Origin of the sequence: Nonomuraea sp. NPDC059023, from assembly GCF_042740095.1 — a bacterium.
Taxonomy (GTDB): domain Bacteria; phylum Actinomycetota; class Actinomycetes; order Streptosporangiales; family Streptosporangiaceae; genus Nonomuraea.
Genome location: NZ_JBHYIO010000132.1, coordinates 1 through 1,109, shown reverse-complemented (window position 1 = coordinate 1,109; position 1,109 = coordinate 1). Strand labels below are relative to the sequence as shown.

Sequence of the window (1,109 nt, the reverse complement as noted above, 5' to 3'; positions counted from 1 at the left end):
AGAGGACGTTCTGCTTGCTTGAGCGATAGTTCATGGATTGTGCCAGGTTATGGTGCTTTCGCCGGTTGCTCGCTTCGCGAGGTTCGCGATCATCGCGAGGCGGATCATGCTCTCGGAGTGTGCGGGCTTGGTCTCGTAATCGCGGGCCAGGCGGCGGTGCATCATGATCCATCCGAAGGTCCTCTCCACCACCCAACGTCTGGGGATCACCGAGAAGCCCTTGACCTGGGTGTTACGTGGCACGACATCCACGTCGATGCCGAGGGCGGCGCCGTGCTCAACGGCCTGGGTCTTGTAGCCGGTGTCGACCCACGCCTTGGTGATCGTGGGGTGGGCGACGGCCAGACGAGACAGGAGCTGTTTGCCGACCTCGTTGTCCGACACGCTGGCCGCGGTCACGGTGACCAGCAGTAACAGGCCCAGAGTGTCGACGACGATGCTGCGTTTGCGCCCCACGATCTTCTTGCCGGCGTCGGTGCCCTGGGTGCTGCCGGGCACGCTGTGGGCGGTTTTGACGCTCTGGGCGTCGATGACGCAGGCGGTCGGCTCGGCCGCGCGTCCTACCTGCTCACGGACCACCCGGCGCAGGCCGACGCCGAGTTTCTCGATCGTGCCGTCGGCGGTCCAGATGCTGAAGTAGGCGAAGACGGTGGTGTGTGGTGGGAAGTCGTGCGGCAGGTAGCGCCAGGGGATGCCGGTGTGGTTCACATAGAGGATCGCGTTCATGACTTCGCGCAGGTCGGTGACCCGGCCGCCGAGGCCGAGCGAGGTCTTTTGCCGCTCGGCTCGCCAGGCGGTCAGGGTCGGTTCCATCAGGGCCCAGCGGGCATCGGACAGGTCGCTGAGATAGGCGCGGCGCCGCGGCTGACTGGTCATGAAACCACTGATGCACAGCGCGTCCGGTTCGCCAATCCTCGGCACAGGCGAGACGAAAGCCCTGTTCGCGGCATTCTCGAACCGGATAGGAGCTTGTGGGCGAAGCCGGGTGAAACCCTTGGGCGTGCATGCCCCAGCCGCCCCGACGTTCTTCTCGAAAACCCCACCATGGGTGATCCAGGACAGGCCGCAGGCCTACCTAAACCACCACAGAGTCAGCACGAACGTCCTCT

Annotated in this window: 1 protein-coding gene; it reads right to left on the bottom strand. The window is 64.8% G+C overall.

Features of this window, described 5'->3' with window-relative positions:
- Positions 1-30 precede the first annotated feature (30 nt).
- A complete protein-coding gene (locus ACFWYW_RS59380; protein WP_379628374.1) occupies positions 31-876 on the bottom strand; it encodes an IS5 family transposase in 846 nt (281 codons plus the stop codon).
- Positions 877-1,109: the final 233 nt, after the last annotated feature.